The sequence below is a fragment of the Variovorax sp. OV329 genome, assembly GCF_900114785.1.
Classification (GTDB): Bacteria; Pseudomonadota; Gammaproteobacteria; order Burkholderiales; family Burkholderiaceae_C; genus Variovorax.
Window position 1 is genome coordinate 18,062 of the sequence record NZ_FOUG01000001.1, and the last position, 20,349, is coordinate 38,410.

The window sequence follows — 20,349 nt, forward strand, 5'->3', positions numbered from 1 at the left end:
GCTCGGAGCAAATCCCTGCGCTGGAACGTGTAACGGTTGGGCAAGGATGAGTTGAATACTGTATAAATATCCAGTTATCAGCATCATCATGGGCCTCCTTTCTCTCTCCAGTCTTTCGTCCCTTCCTGCCGGCCAGTCGATCTGGCGCGGCGACGAGCTGGGCGCGGCCGATGCCGCGGTGGTGCCCACCGGCCATGCCGTGCTCGACGCGCAGCTGCCCGGAGGCGGCTGGCCGGTGGGCGCGCTCACCGAACTGCTGCAGGCCAGCCCGCAGGCCCATGTCTGGCAACTTCTGTTGCCGGCGCTGGCGCAGGCGGTGCAGCACAGGAAGAGTGCGCCGGTGGCATTGGTCGGCGCGCCCTACGAGCCTTTCGTCCCGGCCCTGGCGGCTGGCGGCCTGCCGCCCGAGGCGCTGCTGTGGATCCGCAGCGAGGCCCCGGCCGCGCGCCTGTGGGCCTGCGAGCAGGCATTGCGCTGCGCCGAGGTGTCGGCGGTGCTGGCCTGGCTGCCGCGCGTTCGGGTGGGCGAGCTGCGCCGGCTGCAACTGGCGGCGGCGCAGCACGAAACGCTGCTGTTCGTGTTCCGGCCTGAGTCGGCGGCGCTGTCGGCTTCGCCCGCGCGGCTGCGTCTGGCGTTGTCCGAGGCCGGGCCGCAGCAGCTGGACATCCGCATCCTCAAGCGCCGCGGCCCGCCGCTGGCGGCGCCACTCACCCTGCCGGCGCGCAGCGACCGCCTGGCTGCCTTGCTGGCGGCCAGCCAGCTGCGGCGCAAGGCGCGCCAGCAGCAGGCCGGCCAGGTGGTGCCGGGCGAGGCGCCCACCGTGGTGCGCCTGCAGGGGCTGACGTCGTTGCAGACGCAGAAGGAGGGCATCCATGCACTGGATCGCCTTGCGCTGGTCGCCTGAAGAATCGGTCCCCGACACCGACCCGCCTCGCCCCATCGACATGCCCGATGCGCAGGCGCTGGGCTGGTGGGCGCTGCAGTTCACGCCGCGCGTGGCCTGGGTGGACGAGGGCCTGCTGCTGGAGGTCTCGGCCTGCGAGCGGCTCTGGGGTGGCAAGCGTGCGCTGATGCGCGAGCTGGCGCGCCTCAACCCGGTGCCCGGCACCCGCATCCAGCAGGCGCAGGGCGCCACCAGCCTGGTGGCGCTGGCGCGGCTGCGCCTGTTCGCGCGCGGCGAAGCGCTGCCCGCCGAGCTGCCCGGCGGACTTCCGCTGGACACGCTCACTGCCGCCCGCGAGCACCTGGAGCTGCTGGCCCGCATGGGCTGCCGCAGCTGGGGCCAGGTCGATGCGCTGCCGCGCGGCGGCCTGGTGCGGCGATTCGGCGCCGGCCTGCGCGATGCGCTGGACATGGCCTGGGGCCGCCGCCCCGAGAGCTACCGCTGGCTGGAACTGCCCGAGGTGTTCGAGCAGAAGCTGGAGCTGCCCGCCCTGGCCGAGAGCGCGCCCGAGCTGCTGTGGTCGGCCAACCGACTGCTGGCCGGCCTGCAGATCTGGCTGCGGGCCCGGCAGCAGGGCGTGTTGGCGCTGGAGCTGCAATGGACGCTGGACCTGCGCCGCTTCAACGGCGTCGACCTGCCGCGCAACGAGCAGGTCGTGGTGCGCACCGCCCAGGCCACGCAGGACATGGCGCACCTGCGGCGCCTCTTGTCCGAACGCCTGGCGCTCATCCGGCTGGGCGCGCCGGCCAACTGGTTGCGCCTGCGCTCCATCGAGACCGTGCCCTGGGCCGGCGCCAGCACCAGCTTCCTGCCCGAGGACAACCGCAAGGGCGACAAGCTTCACGAACTGGTCGAGCGCCTGGGCGCGCGCCTGGGGCCCGACCAGGTGCTGGTGCCGGTGGCCCAGGCCGACCACCGGCCCGAGCGCATGCAGCGCTGGGCGCGCGCGACCACCACCGTCGCCGCGGCGGCACGCGGCCGCAAGAAGAGCGCTGCCAAGGCCGATGCACCGGCAAGCCCGTTGCAGCCGTCGGCGCCGGGCGCCCTGTACCCGCCCTGGCTGCTGCGCGAGCCCTTGCGGCTGGAGTTGCGCGAGGGCCATCCGCACTACCACGGCCGCCTGGCGAAGCTGGTCGGGCCGCAGCGGGTGGAGGCCGGCTGGTGGAACGAGGGCCAGCTCGCGGTGCGCGACTACTTCATCGCCGAGAGCCCCGGCGCGGGGCTGGTGTGGATCTACCGCGAGCGTTCCTCGGCCTGGCTGGCCGAGGAGGCACCGCGCTGGTTCCTGCAGGGCGTGTATGCCTGAGCTCAGCGACAAGCAGCTGCGCGCGCGCCGCAAGCAGAAGAAGGTGGTCGAGCTGCCGCGCCGCCCGTCCGGCCCGCCCGCGCTGCCGGACTATGCGGAGCTGCACTGCCTGTCCAACTTCAGCTTCCAGCGCGGCGCCTCGCATCCGGAGGAACTGGTGGAGCGCGCCTACCGGCTGGGCTACTCGGCCCTGGCCCTCACCGACGAATGCTCGGTGGCCGGCGTGGTGCGCGCCCACGTGGGCCTGCGCGAGCTGCGCGAGGCGCTGGACGAGTTCGACAAGGAACATCCCGAGCTGCCGCCGCAGCCGCGCAACGAGGCCTTCCGCTTCCTGCCGGGCAGCGAGTTCGACTTCGGCCACCTGAAGCTGGTGGCGCTGGCGCATGATCTGCAGGGCTGGGGCAACCTCTGCGAATTCATCACCGCCGCGCGCATGAGCGCGCCCAAGGGCGAGTACCACGTGAGCTGGGAAAGCAGCGACATCGCCTCGCTCACGCACTGCGAGATCCTGGTCACGCCCCGGCGCGTGAACGGCGGCATCGCCGACTTCGACGGCTTCTGCGCCGACCTGTCGCGCGCCCTCCAGCTCCACGGCGAGCACCTGTGGCTCGCGGTCGAGCTGCCCAACGAGTTCGACGACGACCTGTGGCTGATGAACCTGCAGCGCGTGGGCGAGGCCACCGGCGTGCCGCTGCTGGCCAGCGGCGACGTGCACATGCACGCCCGCTCGCGCAAGCCATTGCAGGACGTGGCCACCGCGGTGCGCGAGGGCAAGTCCGTGGCCGAATGCGGCTTCGCGCTGCAGGCCAATGCAGAGCGCCACCTGCGCGCGCGCCTTCGCCTGGCGCAGCTCTACCCGCCCGAGCTGCTGGCCAACACGCAGGTGGCGGCCGCGCGCTGCCGCTTCGACCTGGACGTGATCCGCGAGCACTACAAGTACCCGCTGGAGAACGTGGCCGGCGGCGACACCCCGGCCCAGACGCTGGCGCGCAAGACCTGGGCGGGCGCGAAGCTGCGCTATCCCGCCGGCATCCCGCCCAAGGTGGACAAGCAGGTCCGGCACGAGCTCGCGCTCATCACCGAGATGCAGTACGAGATGTTCTTCCTCACGGTGGAAGACATCGTGGCCTTCGCCAGGAGCCGGAACATCCTGTGCCAGGGCCGCGGCTCCTCGGCCAACTCGGCGGTGTGCTATTGCCTGGGCATCACCGCCATCGACCCCGAAAAGGGCACCTTGCTCTTCGAGCGCTTCATGAGCCGCGAGCGGCGCGAGCCGCCGGACATCGACGTGGACTTCGAGCACCAGCGGCGCGAGGAAGTCATCCAGTACATCTACGGCAAGTACGGCCGCGAGCGCGCCGCCATCGCGGCCGTGGTCATCTGCTGGCGCTCGCGCAGCGCCCTGCGCGACGTGGGCAAGGCACTGGGCATCCACGAGCGCCTGGTGGACGAGTTCGCCAAGGACCACTACTGGTTCAGTGACAAGCTGCTCACCGACCGACTGCAGGAGGCGCAGGCGCGCTGCGGCGTGCAAGAGAACGACGAGTTCAAGCTCACGCAGTGGCTGGAGCTCACGCAGACTCTCAAGGGCTTTCCGCGGCACCTGAGCCAGCACGTGGGCGGCTTCGTGCTCACCCAGTCGCGGCTCACGCGGCTGGTGCCGGTGGAGAACGCGGCCATGAAGGAGCGCTCCATCATCCAGTGGGAGAAGGACGACCTGGAGGCCATGGGCATGCTCAAGGTCGACGTGCTGGCGCTGGGCATGCTCAGCGCCATCCGCCGCGCGCTGGACCTGCGCGCCCACTGGCGCAATACGCCCATGGCCATCTACCAGGTACCGCAGGCCGACGAGAAGGTCTTCGACATGATCTGCGCGGCCGACACCATCGGCGTGTTCCAGATCGAGAGCCGCGCCCAGATGTCCATGCTGCCGCGCCTGCGTCCGCGCTGCTACGAGGACCTGGTGATCGAGGTGGCCATCGTGCGTCCCGGCCCGATCCAGGGCGGCATGGTGCATCCGTACCTGAAGAACCGCGAGAAGCTGCGGCGCGGCGAGGAAGTGCCCGAGCCTTATCCGGCGCTGCGGCCCGCGCTGGGCCGCACCCTTGGCGTGCCCATCTTCCAGGAGCAGGTGATGCAGATCGCCATGATCGCCGCCGAGTTCAGCGCCGACCAGGCCGACCGCCTGCGCCGTTCCATGGCCGCGTGGAAGCGCAAGGGCGGCATCGAGAAGTTCTACGTGCCGCTGGTGCAGGGCATGATCGACCGCGGCTACGCGCCCGAGTTCGCCGAGGGCATCTTCCAGCAGGTGCTGGGCTTCGGCGAGTACGGCTTTCCGGAAAGCCACGCGGCCAGCTTCGCGCTGCTGGTGTATGTGAGCGCGTGGATCAAGCTGCACGAGCCCGCCTGCTTCCTGGCGGCCTTGCTCGACTCGCAGCCCATGGGCTTCTATTCACCTTCGCAACTGGTACAGGACGCGCGCCGCCACGGTGTGGAAGTGCGGGCGGTGGACGTGGTGCACAGCGAGCTCGACTGCACCCTGGAGCAACCCGGCCCGCAACTGCCGCCTGTGGATGCGCGCCATGCAGATCGCCATGGCGACGGCCCGCAGCCCGCGCTGCGACTTGGCCTGCGCCGCGTGGCCAGCCTGAGCGAGGCGGGCGCCGAACGCATCGTGAAGGCGCGCGAACAGCGTCGCTTCACCAGCACCGAGGACCTGGCCCTTCGCGCCGAACTCGATGCGCGCGACATGGGCGCGCTGGCCGCGGCCGATGCGCTCGCCTCGCTCTCGGGCCACCGCCGCCAGCAGGTGTGGGACGCGACCGCGCAGCGCCGCGCGCCGGCCCTGCTCAAGGGCGTGCCCGTGGAGGAAGCATCGCTGGCCCTGCCGGCTGCCCCCGAGGGAGAGGAGATCGTGGGCGACTACGCCTCGCTGGGCTTCACCCTGCGGCGCCATCCGCTGGCGCTGCTGCGTCCGCGCCTGGCCCGCCTGCGCCTGGCCAGCGCGGCGCAGCTGCACGACCTGGAAAGCGGCCAGACGGTGCGCGCCTGCGGCATCGTCATGGGCCGCCAACGGCCGGGAACGGCCAACAACACCATGTTCGTCACGCTGGAGGACGAGACCGGCAACATCAACGTGATCGTCTGGGAGCGCGTGGCCGAGGACTGGCGCGAGCCTCTGCTCAAGGCGAAGCTGCTGGCGGTGCAGGGCACCTGGCAGCGCGACGTGGACAGCGGCGGCGAGGTGCGCCACGTGGTGGCCACCGGCTTCAGGGACCTCACGCCGCTGCTGGGTCGGCTGGCGGAGGCCAGCCGCAGCCGGGACTTCCACTAGCCGCTAACCTTCCACGAATGTCCGAGATCCCCTTCGGCCGCCTGCACGCGCGCCGCCTGCGCGAGATGTACCGCAGTGCGGGCTGGCCCTGCTGCGACGGCATCGAGATCGAACTGCTGGCCGCCGGCCTGCTGGAACGGGTGCGTTCCGCCGAGGGCCACGAGACGCTGCGCGTGAGCGACGCCGGCATCGCCCGCATCGCCGACACCCTGGGCACCAACCGCGCGGTGATGACCTCGCACGAGGCGCTGGTGGAGCAGGTGGCGCGCGAGATGACCCGCGCCGGCCGCGTCGCCTGGCGCGGCCTGATGCTGCGCGCACGCGTGGGTGGCGCCACGCCCGAAGACCCGGCGCGCTGGTGCATGGCCAAGCCGGATGTCTTCTCCATCCGCAACACCAGCGTGGAAGCCTATGCCCATCCCATCGTCCACGAGATCAAGGTGCGCCGCGCCGACCTGCTGGCCGACTTGAAGAAGCCCGACAAGCGCGCCGCCTACCTCGACCTGGGTGGCGAGTGCTGGTACGTGCTGGGCTGCGACGCCAGAGGCAAGCCGATTGCCAGGGCGGAGGAAATCCCGGCCGAGTGCGGCGTGCTGATTGCCCAGGAAGGCCGGCTGACGGTGGAGCGCGCCGCCCAGCACCGCGAGCTCGAGCGGCTGCCCTTCCAGGTGTGGCTGGCGCTGGCCAAGGCCCAACCGGTGCCCGGTTTCGACGAGGAAGCACAGGGCCTCCTCAACGGAGAGGAGTGAAGCGGTAATAAGTCTCGAAATCCGGGGGATGCACAAATAGACACGGACGTTAAAAGTAATGACAATGGGTTACACCATGTCTCAAGACCGCAACCCGTATTACGACTCCGTCCGCGACAAGCCGGACCGCTCCGAATTCGCCTCCTTGCGCATGGACATCCAGCAGTCGCGCCGCCCGAAGTCTTCCGGCCGCGGCTGGGTGCAGATCGCACTGTGGGTGGTCGGCCTCGTGATCCTCGCTGCCGTCGTCAAGCGCTTCCTGCTTCACTGACTGGCCTTAAGCTTCGCCGATGACCAGACTCATCGGCATCTCCGGCGCCCTGCGTCGCGCATCCTTCAACACCGCCCTCCTGAACGCCGCCATCGAGCTGGCCCCTGCAGGCGTCGAGCTGGTGGCGGGTTCCATCCGTGGCATTCCCCTGTACGACGGCGACCTCGAGGCCGCCGAAGGCATTCCGCCGGCCGCCGCCCAGCTCAAGGACCAGATCGCCGCGGCCGACGGCCTGGTGTTGTTCACCCCCGAATACAACAACGGGATTCCGGGCGTGTTCAAGAACGCCATCGACTGGCTCAGTCGCCCGGCCACCGACATCCCTCGCGTGTTCGGTGGCAAGCCGGTGGCCATCTGCGGGGCTTCGCCGGGGCCTTACGGCACCCTGATCAGCCAGACCGCCTGGCTGCCGGTGCTGCGCACGCTGCAGGCCGACACCTGGGCCGGCGGCCGCCTTGCGGTGGCACGTGCCAATACCTTGATGGATGCCCAGGGAAAGCTGTCGGATGAGGCCACGCGCACGCGGCTGGCGAAGTTCATTGCGGACTTCGCGGCCTACGTGCAGGCCAGGCAGCCGGCTCAGTCGTAGCTGACTTCGGCCACCGCCTGCGCATCCGGCGCGCGGGTGTCCGAGTTGGCGAAGGCGTTTCCCTTGCGGAACCAGTAGCGGCAGCCGGAGCGACCCAGCATGTTCACGCACATCTGGCCGTCGTCGCGCAGTGTCCAGGTGCCCGAGGCACTGCCAAGGCCGTTGCGGCTGACCGCCTCCACGCGGCCGTCGGGATGGAATTCCCAGTGCGAGAGCTTGCCGCTCGCCACGTTCTTCGACAGGATGCCGTGCCCGACGATCTGCGTCTGGATCTCGGGCTTGCTGAGGTAGCTGCGCTCGTCATCGGATGCAGCCTGCGCCGGCGCGGTCACGGCCCATGCACTGGCCGCCAGCGACAGCACGGCGACCAGGCGGACCAGGGGGCGTTGGGCGAATGACATGGCGCTAACTCCGGTGTGAGGAGACCGCGATGCCGGTTGCGCGTCTCATGGACGCGAATCTACGCAAGAGACTGCCCGGCGTGGAGTGCGCATTGCACCGCCGCAAAGTGACATTTTCACGTCAGGCCGCGCGGGCCGTCGGATCGCCCAGGTCCTTGTTCAGCCGCGCCGCCTCGCGGGCCAGCTTCAGCGCCCTGGCCGGCGCGATGGCCATGCCCTCGCGCAGCTCCAGCGTGGCCATCTCGAACTTGCCGCCCGGACGCAGGCCGGGCTCGATCTCACGCAACCGCCGGCCGCGCCAGAAGCCGAAGAGCACACGCGCCTCCTCGGCCCGGATCAGCAGCACCGGGCCGTTCGAGAAATAGACCAGGTGCCCCCACTTGATGCGCTCATCGCCCAGGCCGGCGGAACGCACGGCGTCGCGCAGCGCCACGACCAGCGCATGGCGCCAGCCGTCGAGCGCGGCCACGTAGGCATCGGGCGATTCGGCGGCGGGGCTTTTCTGCATGCGTGGCTCCTGGAGAAGAGGCCGCGCAGATTAGCAGGATGGTCGCTGTTTCAGGCCGGCGCCATGCCATGCCGGCGCTTGGACTCGTCGCAGGCGGGCGATGCGAGAAAGCCGAGCAGGGCGCGCGCCGCCTCGGGTCGTGCCCCTGCGGTGCAGATGGCACCGCTGAAGACTGTGTCGATCCGGATGGGTTCGGGCAACGGTCCCAGCAGTTCGATGCCCGGCAGGCCGATCAGCTCGCTGAGCTGCTGGAAACCCAGCGTCGCTTCGCCGCGCGCCAGCAGCGTACCCACCGGCACGCCGGAAGGCGCCTGCAGCAGCCGGTTGCGCAACTGCTCGCCGACGCCCCAGCGCTGGAACAGCTCCAGCAGCGCGACGCCACTCGGGCCGGTGGAGTAGGCGATGCGGGGGGCCGCCAGCACGGCCGCGCGCACGGCCGCTTCGCTGGAAAGATCGGGCCGTAGGGCCCCCGCCGGCACGGCCGCCGCGACGCCCGACGTCACCAGAGCGGTTTGACTGGTCGGGTCCACCTTGCCAGCGGCCGCCAGCCTTGCGATGGCATCGGCCGCGAGGAAGACCACGTCGAAGGGCTCGTCCGCCGACACCCGCTTGGCCGCGTCGACACCGCCTGCGGCCTCGATGTCGATTGCGATGCCACTGCGCTGCGCGTACTCGGCGCAAAGCTCGGCCAGCAGACCGCGCGTGGCCATGGAACAGATGCCGCGGATGTCGGTGTTGCCCATCGCAATGGAGTTCATTCGCGAAGGAGTCAATCGGGCTGGATGCCCGCTTCGCGGATCAGCTGGCCATAGCGCGCGGCCTCGCTCTTGATCAGCTTGTCGAACTGGGCGGTGGGGCCGGGCAGGGGAATGCCGCCCGCGGCGGCGAGTTGCTCGCGCACCTCGCGCGACTCGATGGCCTTCTGCACGGCCTCGTGCAGCTTCGCGACGATGGGCTGCGGCAGCCCCGCGGGGCCGAAGAAGCCGTACCAGACGCTGGCCTCGAAGCCCGGGTAGCCCGACTCGGCCACCGTGGGCACGTTGGGCAGCACGCCGCTGCGCTCGGGGCTCATCACCGCCAGCACGCGCAGCTTTCCGGCCTTGGCCAGCGGCGCAGCCTCCAGCGCGTTGACCGCCACGATCTCGGTGTGGCCGCCGATGGTGTCGGTGAGCGCCTGCGAGCCGCCCTTGTAGGGCACGTGGCGCAGCTGGATGCCGGCCGTGTGCGCGAACAGCTCCATCGCCAGGTGCGGCGTGGAGCCATTGCCCGGCGTGGCCAGGCTGAGGGCGTTGGGCCTGCCCTTGGCCGCGGTCACCAGTTGCGCCAGGCTCTTGAGCTCGCCGTCTTCGCGGGTGGCGAACACCACCGGCACGCGGCCCACCAGGGACACCGGCGTGATGTCCTTGGCCAGGTCGTAGGGCGCGGGCTTGAACAGCGACGGATTCACTGCCAGTGCGTTGGCCGCCAGCATCAGCGTGTAGCCGTCGGGCGCGGCGCCGGTGACCGACTTCACCGCGATGTTGGTGCCGGCCCCCGGCTTGTTGTCCACGATCACGGGCTGGCCGAGTTGCGCGGCAAGCTGCTGACCCACAGTTCGCGCGATCAGGTCCACCGCGCCGCCGGCGCTGTAGCCCACCACCACGCGGATGGGCCGGGTGGGCCAGGCATCGGCCGCGCAAGCAGCGAGAGAAGAAGCGAGCAGGCCCGCGCCCAGGCAGGCGGCGGCGACTTTGCGAACAAGCGATGTCATGGGATGTCCTTGGTCTGGAAGTTCTTGATCAGCGCGGGGCGGGTGCTGCCGCGTCCCACGCCTGTGGCGCGGCATCCTTGCCTGCCACCGAATACAGCGCGCCCGGCGCGTTGCGGGTCTTCTGGAATTCTTCGAGCGATTGGCCGCGCATGGCGGCGTAGATGTGCAGGTTGGACACGCCCACCACCGCGCCCAGCTTCTCCAGCATGAAGAAGATCACGCCGTAGCGGATGAGCGCGCGCCAGTCGCGCTGGCGCACCATCTCGCACTCGACTTCGCTCAGCCCGGCTTCCTCGAACAGCGCCTGCGCATCCGCCATGAAGCGCTCGCGGTGCGAGGGCAGCACCATGTCGTGCAGGAACTTGTTCAGCCGGTAGGCGCGCACGCTCGTCTCCAGCGTGAAAGGGTAGGTGCCGGGCAGCTTCTCGACGCCGGCGACCTGCTCGTCCATGTGGCGGCGATGGCGCTGCACTTCGCCCGCGATGGGCTCGCTCGCCAGGTTCTCGTAGATGGCGGTGGCGATGCCCGTCATCGATGGCAGGTAGTAGCTCTGGTGCATCTTGCGGATGTTGGCGGAGAGGGCACCCCGCATCACCAGCCACATGATCACCTCGGCGCCCTCGAAGCCGCCCAGCGTGGCCAGCTCCGCCTGTGTCATCTCGGTGATGCGCACCGGGTCGTTCTCGATGAGGCCGAGGAACTGCTCGTCCCATGCGGTGTTGTTGAAGCCCGCCCGTTCGCCGTGCACCTGGTGCGACAGCCCGCCGGTAGCGACGATGGCCACCTTCAGGTCTTCCGGGTAGCTCTCGATGGCGCGGCGCAGTGCCTGCCCCAGCTTGTAGCAGCGGCGCGCCGAGGGAACGGGCGACTGCAGCACGCCCACCTGCAGCGGGATCACCGGCACCGGCCACGTGGGCTCGTGCGGGCACAGCAGGGACATGGGCGAGTACACGCCGTGGTCCAGTGCCTTGTCCTGGAAGAAGGACATGTCGAACTCGTCTGCCACCAGCGAGCGGCCGATGTGCTGCGCCAACTGCGGATGGCCTGCCAGCGGCGGCAGCTCGCGCGCGCCGCCGCCCTCGTCGGCCACCGGGTGCTGTGGTCCCACGCCGAGCGCGAAGGCGCTGTAGTGGTCGAAGAAGAAGGCGCTGACGTGGTCGTTGTAGATCACGAAGAGAACGTCCGGCTTCTTCTCCTGGAGCCACCTGCGCACGGGTGCGAAGGATTCGAAGATGGGTGCCCACACCGGGTCCTGCTGCTTCTTCTTGTCGAAGGCGAAGCCGATGGTGGGCGTGTGCGAACAGGCGATCGCGCCGATGATGCGAGCCATGTGAAGCTTCTTCTGGTGAGTGTGTGGCGGAGGGTGGTCAGTCGATGTAGCGAAGGCCTGCCTTGGCCAGGGGCTCGCGCATGCCGTACATGTCCAGGCCCAGCTCGCCGGCGGCAAAGCGCTGGCGCTTGGCGCCTTCGTTGGATTCGCGCGCCTGCGCAGCGTCGGCCACCTGCTGCGCGCGCGCGGCGGGCACCACCACCACGCCGTCGATGTCGGCCAGCACCACGTCGCCGGGGTTGACCAGGGCGCCGGCGCAGACCACCGGCACGTTCACCGAGCCCAGCGTCGCCTTGATCGTGCCCTTGGCGTGGATGGCGCGGCTGAACACCGGAAAGCCCATCTCGGTGAGATCGCGGACGTCGCGCGCGCCGCCGTCGATCACCAGCCCCGCGCAGCCGCGCGACTTGAAGGAGGTCGCCAGCAGGTCACCGAAGAAGCCGTCGGCGTTCTCGGTGGTGCAGGCGGCCACCACCACGTCGCCCGGCCGGATCTGCTCGGCCGCCACGTGCATCATCCAGTTGTCGCCCGGCTGCAGCAGCACGGTGACGGCGGTGCCGCACAGGCGCGCCTGCGGGTAGATGGGGCGGATGTAGGGCTGCATGAGCCCGAGGCGCCCCATGGCCTCGTGCACGGTGGAGACGCCGAAGCGCGACAGCGCCTCGACCGCCGCGCGGTCGGCTCGCACGATGTTGCGATACACCACGCCCAATTCCTGGAATGCGTTGGCCATGGTCAGAGTCCCTTCGCCTTGAGTTGCCTGTCCAGGCGGGGATAGACGCGCCGTGCGTTGCCTTCGTACACCTGCCTGCGCTGCGCATCGTCGAGCTTGGGCGTGGCGTCGATGTAGCGGCGCGTGTCGTCGTAGTAGAAGCCGGTCTCCGGGTCCACGCCGCGCACCGCGCCGATCATCTCGCTGGCAAAGAGGATGTTGTCGACCGGGATCACGCCGGTCAGCAGGTCGATGCCCGGCTGGTGGTAGACGCAGGTGTCGAAGAAGATGTTCTTCAGCAGGTGGTCCTTCAAGAGCGGCTTCTTCATCTCCTGCGCCAGGCCGCGGAAGCGCCCCCAGTGGTAGGGCACCGCGCCGCCGCCGTGCGGGATCACGAAGCGCAGCGTGGGGAAGTCCTTGAACAGGTCCGAGGTCAGGCACTGCATGAAGGCCGTCGTGTCGGCGTTCAGGTAGTGCGCGCCGGTGGTGTGGAAGCAGGCATTGCAACTGGTGCTCACGTGCACCATGGCCGGAATGTCCAGCTCCACCATCTTTTCGTAGATGGGATACCAGTGGCGGTCGGACAGCGGCGGCGAAGTCCAGTGGCCGCCCGAAGGATCGGGGTTGAGGTTGATGCCCACGAAGCCGTAGTCCTTCACGCAGCGCTCCAGCTCCGGAAGGCAGGTGCGCGGGTCCACCCCCGGCGACTGGGGCAGCATGGCCGCGCCCACGAAGTTGTCGGGGAACAGCTGCGCCACGCGATGGCACAGCTCGTTGCAGATGGCAGCCCAGGTGCTGCTGGTCTCGAAGTCGCCGATGTGGTGCGCCATGAAGCTGGCGCGCGGCGAGAAGATGGTGAGGTCGCTGCCGCGCTCGCGCATCTTGGCCAGCTGGTTGGTCTCGATGGATTCGCGCAGCTCGTCGTCGCTGATCTTCAGCGAGGCGGGCGAGGGCGTTTCGGCGGGGTTGCCCAGGCTCGCGACCTGGCGGTTGCGCCAGTCCTCGAGCGCCTTGGGCGCGGTGGTGTAGTGACCGTGGCAGTCGATGATCATGGCCGTGCTCGAAGGGAGTTGTGTCTCTGGCTGGAGTCTGATGCGGGCGGGGGGGTCCTGGGGTGAGTTCGGCTTGTTCTGCCATCAAACTTTCTGATCTGTTAGGGTTGCGCCTCGGATGCCTCCAGCAAGGGGCCAGAGAGAACAGGCCGGCCATGAAGCCCGACGAGCGCCACGAAAAAGTGATCGAAGCCGGTGCCCTGGGCATCAACCTGCGGCACCTGCGCGCCTTCAGCGCGGTGGCCGAGGCGGGCAGCGTCGCGCGCGCCGCCGACAGCCTCTACCGCGTGGCCTCGGGCGTGACGCGCGCGATCTCTGAATTGGAGGCGGCGCTGGGCCGGCCGCTGTTCGAGCGGCGCGCGCGCGGCATGGCGCTCAACGCCTACGGCGAGCTGGTGCTGGCGCGCGCAAGACGCATCGAGAACGAGTTCGAGGACGCGCGCGCCCTGCTGGCGGCGCGCGGCATCGGCGCCTCGGCCGACGTGCGCTCGCTCTTCGGCGCCATCCTCAACGGCCGCCGCCTCGCGGTGATCGCCAGCCTGGCCGAGAAGCGCAGCATGCCGGCGGTGGCGCAGGAGTTCGGCATCGGCCAACCGGCCATCAGCGGCGCGCTGAAGGACCTGGAGGAAGGGCTGGGCACGCCCCTGTTCGAGCGCAAGGCGCGCGGCCTTTCGCCCACCCCGGCCGGCGAGATCGTGGCCTTCCACTTCAAGCGCGTGCTGGCGGAACTGCGCCACATCGGCCCCGACATCGCGGCCAGCGAGGGCCGGCTGCAGGGCAGCGTGGTGGTGGGCGCGCTGCCGCTGGGGCGCACGCAGATCCTGCCGCTGGCCATTGCTCGGCTGCTGTCGCAGCACCCGGGGCTGCATGTCGCCACGGTGGAGAGTCCCTACGCGGCCCTGGCCGCATCGCTGCGCAGCGGCGACATCGATTTCATCCTGGGCGCATTGCGCTCGGCCGAGGAGGCGCCTGGCCTGCAGCAGCAGCCCTTGTTCGACGACCGCATCGCCGTGATCGCGCGCGCGGGACACCCGCTCGCGCGTGCCGGGCGGTACGTCGACTTCGATGACTTGCGGCGGGCCAGATGGGCCCTGTCGCGCCAGGGCGCGCCGTCGCGCGAGCTGCTGGAGCGCTTTTTTGCGCAGGCCCGGCAGGCGCCGCTGGTGCCGGCGGTGGAGACCGGCGACCTGGCGGTGCTGCGCGGCCTGCTCCTGGAGAGCGACATGCTCACCGCCATCTCCCCGCACCAGCTGCGCTACGAGATCCGGGACGGCAGCCTGGTGGTGCTCGACTTCGCGCTCGACGCCACGCGCCGGCAGATCGGCCTCTCGCAGCGCCAGGGCGCCTTCGCCTCGCCGGGCGCCCGGGCACTGATGGCGCAGATCGAGCAGGTGGTGTCGCAGTCGGAGGATTTCCAGCGCCTCGAGCCAGGGCCCTCTTAGCGCCGCGAAGCTCGTCGCCCGCGCGTGGGCAGCGTGCCGGGTTGCTGCCCTTGCATATCCGGTTGCCCCTTGTTGCCACGTTTGGGGGTAGCGTGTGGCCCACTTCCGAAACTGGAGGCGTGGCCATCATGACCCTTGAAGAAGTCGTCACCCAGGGCAAGGTGCTGACCTTTCCGCAACTCGCCGGCGACGAGATGCTGGCGCTGCAGGTGCAGAAGCGCCTGGGCGAGATCGGACTGCTGGATCCGCCCGCCGACGGCCGATTTGGCCCGGTGTCGCAATGGGCGCTGTCGGAGTTCCTGCGCCGCATGCTGAACGTGCCCGTTGCCGAGCGGCTGGGTGCGGAAGGCGCGAGGGCCATGCTCGACCCGCAGGCGGCCAGCCTCTTTCCGCTGCTGCCCGGCGGCGACTTTGCAGGCCGGGTGGTGAGCGCGATGCTTGCGCGCGGCGACTGGGTCTGCCGCCATCCCGATTGCCTCAACATCGTGTACGTGGACGGCACCGACGCGGACGGCGCACCCAACGAGGACTCGCACAACAAGTTCCAGGACGTACGGCTGCTCATCCGCGTGGACGCTGGCGGCGTGCCCACGGTAGGGGCCGCCTGGGAAGCCACCACCGAGCCCGGCACCTTCTACGTGAAGACGAAGAAGCTCAACGTGGAAGGCGCGGCCCACATCGTCGCGGGGCAGTACAAGGCCTGGTCGGTTGGCATCCACAAGGCCAACACGCCCAGCGCGCACGAGGCGCTGGTGCAGACCGAGAACCTGAGAATCTCGCGCGACAAGGACGAGAATTTCGACCCCGCGGGCGACAAGATATTCACCGGCATGTTCGGCATCAACCAGCACTGGGGCTTCGACTTCGCGCGCGACGACGTGCGCAGCGCCAGCGCCGGCTGCCTGGTGGGCCGCACCCGCAACGGGCACCGGCAGTTCATGGCGCTGGTCAAGACCGACCCGCGCTTCCGCGTCAACAACAGCTACCGCTTCATGAGCTCGGTGTTGTCGCCCCAGCTCGTGCATGGCGGCGGGTGAGGAGGGGGGCCCGGCTCACTCCGGGCAGCGGTGGACCTCGATGGTGGAGTGCACGATCTCCTCGTGCACCGCCAGGCGCCGGCGGATGTCCTCGGCGCTCAGGGTGGCGCTGTGCGTGACCACCGTGATGGCGCAGGCGTACACCGCCTTGCCCACGCGCCAGACGTGCAGGTCGGCGATGCGGGTCTCGTCCCTGGGGTCGGCGTCCTGCTCGACCACCTCGCGGATCTCGTCCACCACCGGGTGGTCCATCTCGCGGTCCAGCAGCACCTTGCCGGTCTGTGCCAGCAGGCCCCTGGCCCAGACGGCCACCAGCACGGCGCCCGCGATGCCCATCATCGGGTCCAGCCACCGCCAGCCGTAGAGCCAGCCGCCCACCAGCGCCACGATGGCCAGCAGCGAGGTGGCGGCATCGGCGACCACGTGCATGTAGGCGGACTTGAGGTTCAGGTCCTCGCCGTGGTGGTGCCCGTGGTCGTGGCCATGGTCATGGCCGTGCGCATGGCCGTGCGCATGGCCATGATCGTGGCCATGACCGTGGTGCGCACGGCCCAGGATCAGCGCGCAGGCCGCGTTGACGAGCAGGCCCAGCATCGCCACCACGATGGCCTCCCGGTAGGCGATGGGCTGGGGCGAGAAGAGCCGCTCGACGGAGCCCGCCACCATCAGCGCGGCAACGCCCAGCAGCAGGATCGCACTGGCGAAACCGCCCAGCACCTCGATCTTCCAGGTGCCGAAGGCAAAGCGTGAATCCTTCGCATAGCGCCGCGCGGCGCCATAGGCAAGTGTCGCCAGGCCGATGGCCAGCGCATGCGAACTCATGTGCCAGCCGTCCGCCAGCAGCGCCATGGAGTTGAACCACCAGCCGGCGCCGATCTCCACCACCATGGTCGCCAGCGTGATCCACATCACCAGCCGCGTGCTGCGTTCCGCGCCCTGGTTGCCGGTGTTGAAGACGTGCTCGTGCTGCCAGGGGGAAAGGTTGTGGGTATGCATGGGCGTAGGATCGGGAAGGTCGGGCCAGCCTGGGATCCAGGCTCATCGACAGGAAAGCCCGATGATGGCGCAAGCACGCCGCCGCCGCGACCCTGGTTTGCTGCCGCCTGAACGGAACTTCGAGCACCGCGAAGCCCTTCTGGGACTGCCAGCGACGAGGGGACTTTTGCATGCCTTGCGCCAACACCGGGTGGCAGGAAGGCGACTGGTAGAGTTCACCGCTTTGTCGAGATAAATATGACCACTGTAAAGAAGCAAACGGCGTTCACACGCGCCCTGTCGCCCAGCAACGAACTCGCAGCCATCATTGGCTCCACGCCGCAGCCTCGGACTCAGGTCACGAAGTTGCTGTGGGACTACATCAAGGCGAACAACCTCCAGAACCCAGCCAACAAGCGCAATATCCTTTGCGATGCCAAGCTTCAGGCGGTGATGGGGAAGCCCGAAGTGACGATGTTCGAGATGTCAGGGCTCGTGGGAAAGCACTTGTCCTGACTTGCGTCGCCGGACTCTCGCAATCGATTCGTCGTAACTGAAGGTTGCGGGAAGCCGCTCAATGCATCGCCATGCGAGCGCAGGCCCTGCGGCCTGTGCCCTACAGTCGCGGCGGTCCGATGTCTGCTACAAAGTCCGGCCATGGCCATTCCGCTCGCGGCTTCGATCGTCGATCTCCTGCTTGCCTCCAAGCTGGGGCCTTCTGCCGCCGGCGCAGGCAACCGATTCCTGATCGAGGGCGCGACATGGCAGCCCGGCAACGAAGGCGCGGGTGAACTTGGCATCCAGCGTCTTGAAGCCTCGGCGCTGCATCTCTCCTCGGGCCCCCTGGTGCTGGAGATCGATCACATCGTCTTGCACAAGCTCGTCGCGCAAGTGCAGTCCGCCGTCGGCGCGCCGCGGCTGTCGCTCGTGCGCGCGGCGCAGGTCGAGCTGTCGGGCGTGAAGATTGGCGGGCCGCTGCTCGTTTCGCCCCAGATCAAGGGCCTGTGGGACGCAGTGCAGGCCGGGCGAGCGCCCGCGCCGGTGGCCGACATCGCAGCCGGCGGCGCGCCGGCCCGCGCATGGAGCCTGGAGCCGCTGACCACGGCCGACGGCACCATCCACGCCACGATCACCGATGCGCACCTGCTCTTCGATGCCGACGTGACGGTTCCCATTCGCCACGGGCAGGTCGATTTCAACGACGCCACCGTGGAGCACGTGGGCCCGGATTCGCGCATGGGCGTGAGCCGGATGGGCTTCTACGTGGATGCGCCCAACGGCCGCAGCTATGTCTACCAGTTCGCGTCGGCGCCGCTCGCCGGCGTGGAGTTCGAGGAGCGTGGCACTCTTTTAGGCCCCTGGGTGTCCGAGCGCGGCAAGGTCTGGCTGCAGCCCTTTGCCGAGGCGATGCTCCAGCGAGGCCCCGCCAGCCGCGCGGGCCCGGGCCTGACCGAGCAGGCGCGGCAGCTGCTCGGCCGCACGGCGCTGGCGGGCGAGCTGCAACTGGCCGACGGCCGCTTCGTTGCGCCCGGCGTGCAGGCGCGCACCGAAGGGCGTGCGCAGGGGCGCAATGCGATCCGCCTGAGTTCTCGATCCGTGGGCAGCGGCCTGGGCGCGCAGATCGCCTCGCTGGCCGTGCGTGACGCGCTCGCCGCATGGGGCGGGGGCCAGTGCCGCTGCGACAGCATCAGCGCGGCGCTCGAGCTCCAGCTGACGGTTTCTGCGGGCGCGCAGATCGGCTTCGAGCTCAAGCTTGCAATGGCCAGTCTCGAGAGCCTGGGCGTGGAATTCGGCGAATCCGCGCGCGCAGGCTGAAGCGACTGCCGATCACGCCGCCGTCGTTTCGGGTAATGACCACCGTGGACGAGCGCGGGCGGCCCGCGCCGTCGGGCCAGCGCGAGATGGCCAGCGGCTGCTCGGGACTGCTGCGCTCGTTGGCCGGCTCGCCCGGGTGCTGGATGTTGATGAACAGCGAACGCAGGTCCGGCGTGGCGGTGATGCCCGTCACCTCGCAACCGGAGGGGCCGACCAGGAAGCGGCGGATGTCGCCCTGGGTCGGGTCGCAGGCGAACTTCGTGCCGTCCAGGTCGCCGTCTTCCTTCCAGCGGATGATCTGGCCCATGGAGTTGTTGCTGCGCGGGGTGGCCGCATCCTTGAAGGGCTGGCCCGGCTGTCCGCGCGCGAGGGCGCGACCTGCTTCCAGGTGCCGCTGCCGCGCTCGATCTCGATCACCGACACGCCGTGGGCGTTCATCGACTTGCGCACCTTCTCGGCGGTCCAGGTCTTCATGCCGTCGGGATGCAGCAGGCCGTCGTCCACGTACTCGTGGTTCATCACCAGCAGGCCGCGGGTGGACGAGCCCTCGGCCGGGAAGAAGGCCATGCCGTCGTGGTGCATGCCGGCCTGCGCGGCCTGGTCGTCGGCACTGTTGCTGGCGTCGGGCGCAAAGGCCGGCAAGCGGCCGGCGATGCCCACCGGATCGCCCCAGCGGTACAGCACGGAGGCGGTGTAGCCCTCGGGCACCACCACCGAGTCGACGGCCTGCATGGGCACGCTCTTGAAGCCGATGCCGCGGCCCATGGAAGCGGGGCTGCCGCCGGTGGCGCAGCCGCCCAACGCGCCTGCCGCGAGCGGGCCGAAGAGGCCGGCCAGCGCGGTGGCGACGCCGCCGCGACCGCCGCACCGGCGCCTGGTGCGGGCCTCAGGGCGCCGGCGAGGCCAGCGGCTTGCCCTTTTCGACCACGTAGACGCCGACCAGGCGCACTGGCGACGAGCCGGCGTTGTGGGCATCGTGCACCACGCCGGCCGGAATCACGAAGGACTCGCCCGCCTTCACCACCTTGGGCGGCTGGCCGTCGATGAGCAACTCGACCTCGCCTTCGCTGACGTAGCTGATCTCGTCGCCGGGATGCGTGTGCCGGCCGGCCCGCGCGCCCGCCGCGACTTCGACCCTGGCGACCACCGCCTCGCGGCCGGGCACCGAGACGTCGCCACGCCCGACCATGGTGCGCGTGAGGCCGCTGGCCTGGGCATGGGCGCCGGCCGCGGCCAGCAGGAGGAAGCTGGCGAGGCCGAGGGCACGCAGCGAATCGACGGATTTCTTCATGTTGGAATCTCCTGGTCGTGCACTGAAGGCAGGACGCGCACTTTTAGCCGCTTGGGCTTGCCCCTGTCAGCGGGATTGCCCTGTCGCGGCGGCGGGCAGCCTGTGCTTCAGTCTTGTGGCTTGCGCCAGACGCTGGCCAGCCAGTTCTGCTCTTCGATCGGCAGGCCTTCGGGACGGAAGTAGTGCTCCAGCTCGACGAAGCCGGCCGCCGACAGGTGCGCGCGCCAGGCTTGCAGGTCGTGCCAGGCGCCGTAGCGCTCGCCCTGCCAGCCTTCCTCGCCCTGGCCGCGCGGGTTGGAGGAGAACAGCACGCCACCCGGCCGCAGGGTAGCGAAGAGCTCGCGCAGCACGCGGGGCAGTTCCTGCGCCGGTACGTGGAAGAGCGAGGCATTGGCGAACACGCCGTCGAAGTGGGAGGGCGGCAGATCGAGCGCCAGGAAGTTCTGCACCAGCACCTCGCAGCCGCTGGCCTCGCGCGCCATGGCCGCGAACGACGCCGAACCTTCCAGGCCCGTGGGCGCGTGGCCCAACTGGCGAAAGGCGAGCAGGTCGCGCCCCGGCCCGCAGCCGAAATCCAGGATGCTGAATGGCGCCGGACCGTCGATGTGGCGCAGCAGGGCCGCGATGTTCTGGCGCACATCGTGGTCCCAGGTACGGTCGCGAAAGCGCTGCGCGTTCTGTTCGTAGTGGCCCAGCGTGACGGCGGTGATGCGTTCGAGTTCGGCGGGGTTCAATGGCATGGCGTCTTCATTCTAGGCAGCAGGCTGCGCCGGCGTAGCCTGGCGCCGGCTGGTCGTGCGGGAGCCAACTGCGTGCAACGGGTCATTCACGCCAACGTCACAGC

At 69.6% G+C, this 20,349-nt stretch carries 22 protein-coding genes; 10 read left to right on the plus strand and 12 right to left on the minus strand.

The window, feature by feature from the left end; translation table 11 throughout:
- Window positions 1-88 precede the first annotated feature (88 nt).
- The 6 genes from imuA (at window position 89) to BM345_RS00130 (ending at window position 7,192) form a co-directional block, all read left to right on the plus strand.
- Window positions 89-904 (plus strand): translesion DNA synthesis-associated protein ImuA, encoded by an 816-nt coding sequence (gene imuA / locus BM345_RS00105; protein ID WP_093374300.1) that lies wholly within the window; start codon window positions 89-91, stop codon window positions 902-904.
- Window positions 873-2,249 (plus strand): Y-family DNA polymerase, encoded by a 1,377-nt coding sequence (locus BM345_RS00110; protein WP_093374302.1) that lies wholly within the window; start codon window positions 873-875, stop codon window positions 2,247-2,249. Before imuA ends, BM345_RS00110 begins: the two co-directional genes overlap by 32 nt.
- Window positions 2,242-5,583: an error-prone DNA polymerase gene (locus BM345_RS00115; protein ID WP_093374304.1), complete on the plus strand. Its 3,342-nt coding sequence runs from the start codon at window positions 2,242-2,244 to the stop codon at window positions 5,581-5,583. The genes BM345_RS00110 and BM345_RS00115 overlap by 8 nt, the downstream gene beginning before the upstream one ends.
- A 17-nt stretch (window positions 5,584-5,600) precedes the next feature.
- Complete coding sequence (locus tag BM345_RS00120) at window positions 5,601-6,332, plus strand: hypothetical protein (protein ID WP_093374307.1); 732 nt, start codon at window positions 5,601-5,603, stop codon at window positions 6,330-6,332.
- A gap of 76 nt (window positions 6,333-6,408) precedes the next feature.
- Entirely contained in the window at window positions 6,409-6,603 is a 195-nt protein-coding gene (locus BM345_RS00125; protein ID WP_139237420.1) for a hypothetical protein, read from the plus strand.
- A 19-nt stretch (window positions 6,604-6,622) separates the two neighbouring features.
- Complete coding sequence (locus BM345_RS00130) at window positions 6,623-7,192, plus strand: NADPH-dependent FMN reductase (RefSeq protein WP_093374311.1); 570 nt, start codon at window positions 6,623-6,625, stop codon at window positions 7,190-7,192.
- Here the strand turns inward: BM345_RS00130 and BM345_RS00135 are convergent.
- The 7 genes from BM345_RS00135 to BM345_RS00165 all read right to left on the minus strand — a co-directional run bounded on the left by BM345_RS00135 (window position 7,183) and on the right by BM345_RS00165 (window position 12,945).
- Window positions 7,183-7,593, minus strand: a complete 411-nt coding sequence (locus BM345_RS00135) for a hypothetical protein (protein ID WP_093374312.1) — start codon at window positions 7,591-7,593, stop codon at window positions 7,183-7,185. The genes BM345_RS00130 and BM345_RS00135 overlap by 10 nt on opposite strands.
- 121 nt (window positions 7,594-7,714) lie before the next feature.
- Window positions 7,715-8,101, minus strand: coding sequence for a DUF1801 domain-containing protein (locus BM345_RS00140; RefSeq protein ID WP_093374314.1), 387 nt, complete (start codon window positions 8,099-8,101; stop codon window positions 7,715-7,717).
- Window positions 8,102-8,151: 50 nt separating this feature from the next.
- Window positions 8,152-8,859 (minus strand): substrate-binding domain-containing protein, encoded by a 708-nt coding sequence (locus BM345_RS00145; RefSeq protein WP_254789391.1) that lies wholly within the window; start codon window positions 8,857-8,859, stop codon window positions 8,152-8,154.
- Window positions 8,860-8,870: 11 nt separating this feature from the next.
- A complete protein-coding gene (locus BM345_RS00150) occupies window positions 8,871-9,851 on the minus strand; it encodes a tripartite tricarboxylate transporter substrate binding protein (RefSeq protein WP_093374316.1) in 981 nt (326 codons plus the stop codon).
- Window positions 9,852-9,879: 28 nt separating this feature from the next.
- Window positions 9,880-11,181, minus strand: a complete 1,302-nt coding sequence (locus tag BM345_RS00155; RefSeq protein ID WP_093374318.1) for a gallate dioxygenase — start codon at window positions 11,179-11,181, stop codon at window positions 9,880-9,882.
- Window positions 11,182-11,218: 37 nt separating this feature from the next.
- On the minus strand, window positions 11,219-11,914 hold the full coding sequence (ligK, locus tag BM345_RS00160; protein WP_093374320.1) for a 4-carboxy-4-hydroxy-2-oxoadipate aldolase/oxaloacetate decarboxylase: 696 nt from the start codon (window positions 11,912-11,914) through the stop codon (window positions 11,219-11,221).
- A gap of 2 nt (window positions 11,915-11,916) precedes the next feature.
- The gene (locus BM345_RS00165; protein WP_093374322.1) at window positions 11,917-12,945 is read right to left on the minus strand and encodes an amidohydrolase family protein; all 1,029 of its coding nucleotides are present in this window, start codon (window positions 12,943-12,945) and stop codon (window positions 11,917-11,919) included.
- Between the two features lie 155 nt (window positions 12,946-13,100).
- Between BM345_RS00165 and BM345_RS00170 the strand changes: the two genes are divergently transcribed.
- Both BM345_RS00170 and BM345_RS00175 read left to right on the plus strand, forming a co-directional pair.
- Window positions 13,101-14,387 (plus strand): LysR family transcriptional regulator, encoded by a 1,287-nt coding sequence (locus tag BM345_RS00170; protein WP_093374324.1) that lies wholly within the window; start codon window positions 13,101-13,103, stop codon window positions 14,385-14,387.
- A gap of 128 nt (window positions 14,388-14,515) precedes the next feature.
- Window positions 14,516-15,424, plus strand: a complete 909-nt coding sequence (locus BM345_RS00175) for a peptidoglycan-binding domain-containing protein (protein ID WP_139237421.1) — start codon at window positions 14,516-14,518, stop codon at window positions 15,422-15,424.
- A 15-nt stretch (window positions 15,425-15,439) separates the two neighbouring features.
- On the opposite strand, the gene dmeF is transcribed toward BM345_RS00175, so the two are convergent.
- Window positions 15,440-16,420 carry a CDF family Co(II)/Ni(II) efflux transporter DmeF gene (dmeF, locus tag BM345_RS00180; RefSeq protein WP_093374328.1) on the minus strand — a complete coding sequence of 327 codons (981 nt, stop codon included), beginning with the start codon at window positions 16,418-16,420 and terminating at the stop codon, window positions 15,440-15,442.
- Window positions 16,421-16,657: 237 nt separating this feature from the next.
- Here dmeF and BM345_RS00185 point away from each other — a divergent pair, with 237 nt between their 5' ends.
- Both BM345_RS00185 and BM345_RS00190 read left to right on the plus strand, forming a co-directional pair.
- Window positions 16,658-16,915, plus strand: coding sequence for an SWIB/MDM2 domain-containing protein (locus BM345_RS00185; protein ID WP_093374330.1), 258 nt, complete (start codon window positions 16,658-16,660; stop codon window positions 16,913-16,915).
- 141 nt (window positions 16,916-17,056) lie between these two features.
- Window positions 17,057-18,214, plus strand: a complete 1,158-nt coding sequence (locus BM345_RS00190) for a hypothetical protein (RefSeq protein ID WP_093374332.1) — start codon at window positions 17,057-17,059, stop codon at window positions 18,212-18,214.
- On the opposite strand, the gene BM345_RS30365 is transcribed toward BM345_RS00190, so the two are convergent.
- The 4 genes from BM345_RS30365 to BM345_RS00210 all read right to left on the minus strand — a co-directional run bounded on the left by BM345_RS30365 (window position 18,147) and on the right by BM345_RS00210 (window position 20,245).
- Entirely contained in the window at window positions 18,147-18,521 is a 375-nt protein-coding gene (locus BM345_RS30365; RefSeq protein WP_093374334.1) for an alkaline phosphatase PhoX, read from the minus strand. The two genes, BM345_RS00190 and BM345_RS30365, sit on opposite strands and share 68 nt — an antisense overlap.
- Entirely contained in the window at window positions 18,404-18,979 is a 576-nt protein-coding gene (locus BM345_RS00200) for a PhoX family protein (protein WP_093375212.1), read from the minus strand. Before BM345_RS00200 ends, BM345_RS30365 begins: the two co-directional genes overlap by 118 nt.
- Before the next feature lie 121 nt (window positions 18,980-19,100).
- Window positions 19,101-19,505 carry a cupin domain-containing protein gene (locus BM345_RS00205; protein WP_093374336.1) on the minus strand — a complete coding sequence of 135 codons (405 nt, stop codon included), beginning with the start codon at window positions 19,503-19,505 and terminating at the stop codon, window positions 19,101-19,103.
- A 107-nt stretch (window positions 19,506-19,612) separates the two neighbouring features.
- Complete coding sequence (locus tag BM345_RS00210; RefSeq protein ID WP_093374338.1) at window positions 19,613-20,245, minus strand: class I SAM-dependent methyltransferase; 633 nt, start codon at window positions 20,243-20,245, stop codon at window positions 19,613-19,615.
- Window positions 20,246-20,349 lie beyond the last annotated feature (104 nt).

Coding starts and splice junctions, on each gene's coding strand:
- imuA (WP_093374300.1), top strand. CDS start 89: ATGGGCCTCCTTTCTCTCTCCAGTCTTTCGTCCCTTCCTGCCGGCCAG.
- BM345_RS00110 (WP_093374302.1), top strand. CDS start 873: ATGCACTGGATCGCCTTGCGCTGGTCGCCTGAAGAATCGGTCCCCGAC.
- BM345_RS00115 (WP_093374304.1), top strand. CDS start 2,242: ATGCCTGAGCTCAGCGACAAGCAGCTGCGCGCGCGCCGCAAGCAGAAG.
- BM345_RS00120 (WP_093374307.1), top strand. CDS start 5,601: ATGTCCGAGATCCCCTTCGGCCGCCTGCACGCGCGCCGCCTGCGCGAG.
- BM345_RS00125 (WP_139237420.1), top strand. CDS start 6,409: ATGTCTCAAGACCGCAACCCGTATTACGACTCCGTCCGCGACAAGCCG.
- BM345_RS00130 (WP_093374311.1), top strand. CDS start 6,623: ATGACCAGACTCATCGGCATCTCCGGCGCCCTGCGTCGCGCATCCTTC.
- BM345_RS00135 (WP_093374312.1), bottom strand. CDS start 7,593: ATGTCATTCGCCCAACGCCCCCTGGTCCGCCTGGTCGCCGTGCTGTCG.
- BM345_RS00140 (WP_093374314.1), bottom strand. CDS start 8,101: ATGCAGAAAAGCCCCGCCGCCGAATCGCCCGATGCCTACGTGGCCGCG.
- BM345_RS00145 (WP_254789391.1), bottom strand. CDS start 8,859: ATGAACTCCATTGCGATGGGCAACACCGACATCCGCGGCATCTGTTCC.
- BM345_RS00150 (WP_093374316.1), bottom strand. CDS start 9,851: ATGACATCGCTTGTTCGCAAAGTCGCCGCCGCCTGCCTGGGCGCGGGC.
- BM345_RS00155 (WP_093374318.1), bottom strand. CDS start 11,181: ATGGCTCGCATCATCGGCGCGATCGCCTGTTCGCACACGCCCACCATC.
- ligK (WP_093374320.1), bottom strand. CDS start 11,914: ATGGCCAACGCATTCCAGGAATTGGGCGTGGTGTATCGCAACATCGTG.
- BM345_RS00165 (WP_093374322.1), bottom strand. CDS start 12,945: ATGATCATCGACTGCCACGGTCACTACACCACCGCGCCCAAGGCGCTC.
- BM345_RS00170 (WP_093374324.1), top strand. CDS start 13,101: ATGAAGCCCGACGAGCGCCACGAAAAAGTGATCGAAGCCGGTGCCCTG.
- BM345_RS00175 (WP_139237421.1), top strand. CDS start 14,516: ATGACCCTTGAAGAAGTCGTCACCCAGGGCAAGGTGCTGACCTTTCCG.
- dmeF (WP_093374328.1), bottom strand. CDS start 16,420: ATGCATACCCACAACCTTTCCCCCTGGCAGCACGAGCACGTCTTCAAC.
- BM345_RS00185 (WP_093374330.1), top strand. CDS start 16,658: ATGACCACTGTAAAGAAGCAAACGGCGTTCACACGCGCCCTGTCGCCC.
- BM345_RS00190 (WP_093374332.1), top strand. CDS start 17,057: ATGGCCATTCCGCTCGCGGCTTCGATCGTCGATCTCCTGCTTGCCTCC.
- BM345_RS30365 (WP_093374334.1), bottom strand. CDS start 18,521: ATGGGCCAGATCATCCGCTGGAAGGAAGACGGCGACCTGGACGGCACG.
- BM345_RS00200 (WP_093375212.1), bottom strand. CDS start 18,979: ATGGGCCGCGGCATCGGCTTCAAGAGCGTGCCCATGCAGGCCGTCGAC.
- BM345_RS00205 (WP_093374336.1), bottom strand. CDS start 19,505: ATGAAGAAATCCGTCGATTCGCTGCGTGCCCTCGGCCTCGCCAGCTTC.
- BM345_RS00210 (WP_093374338.1), bottom strand. CDS start 20,245: ATGCCATTGAACCCCGCCGAACTCGAACGCATCACCGCCGTCACGCTG.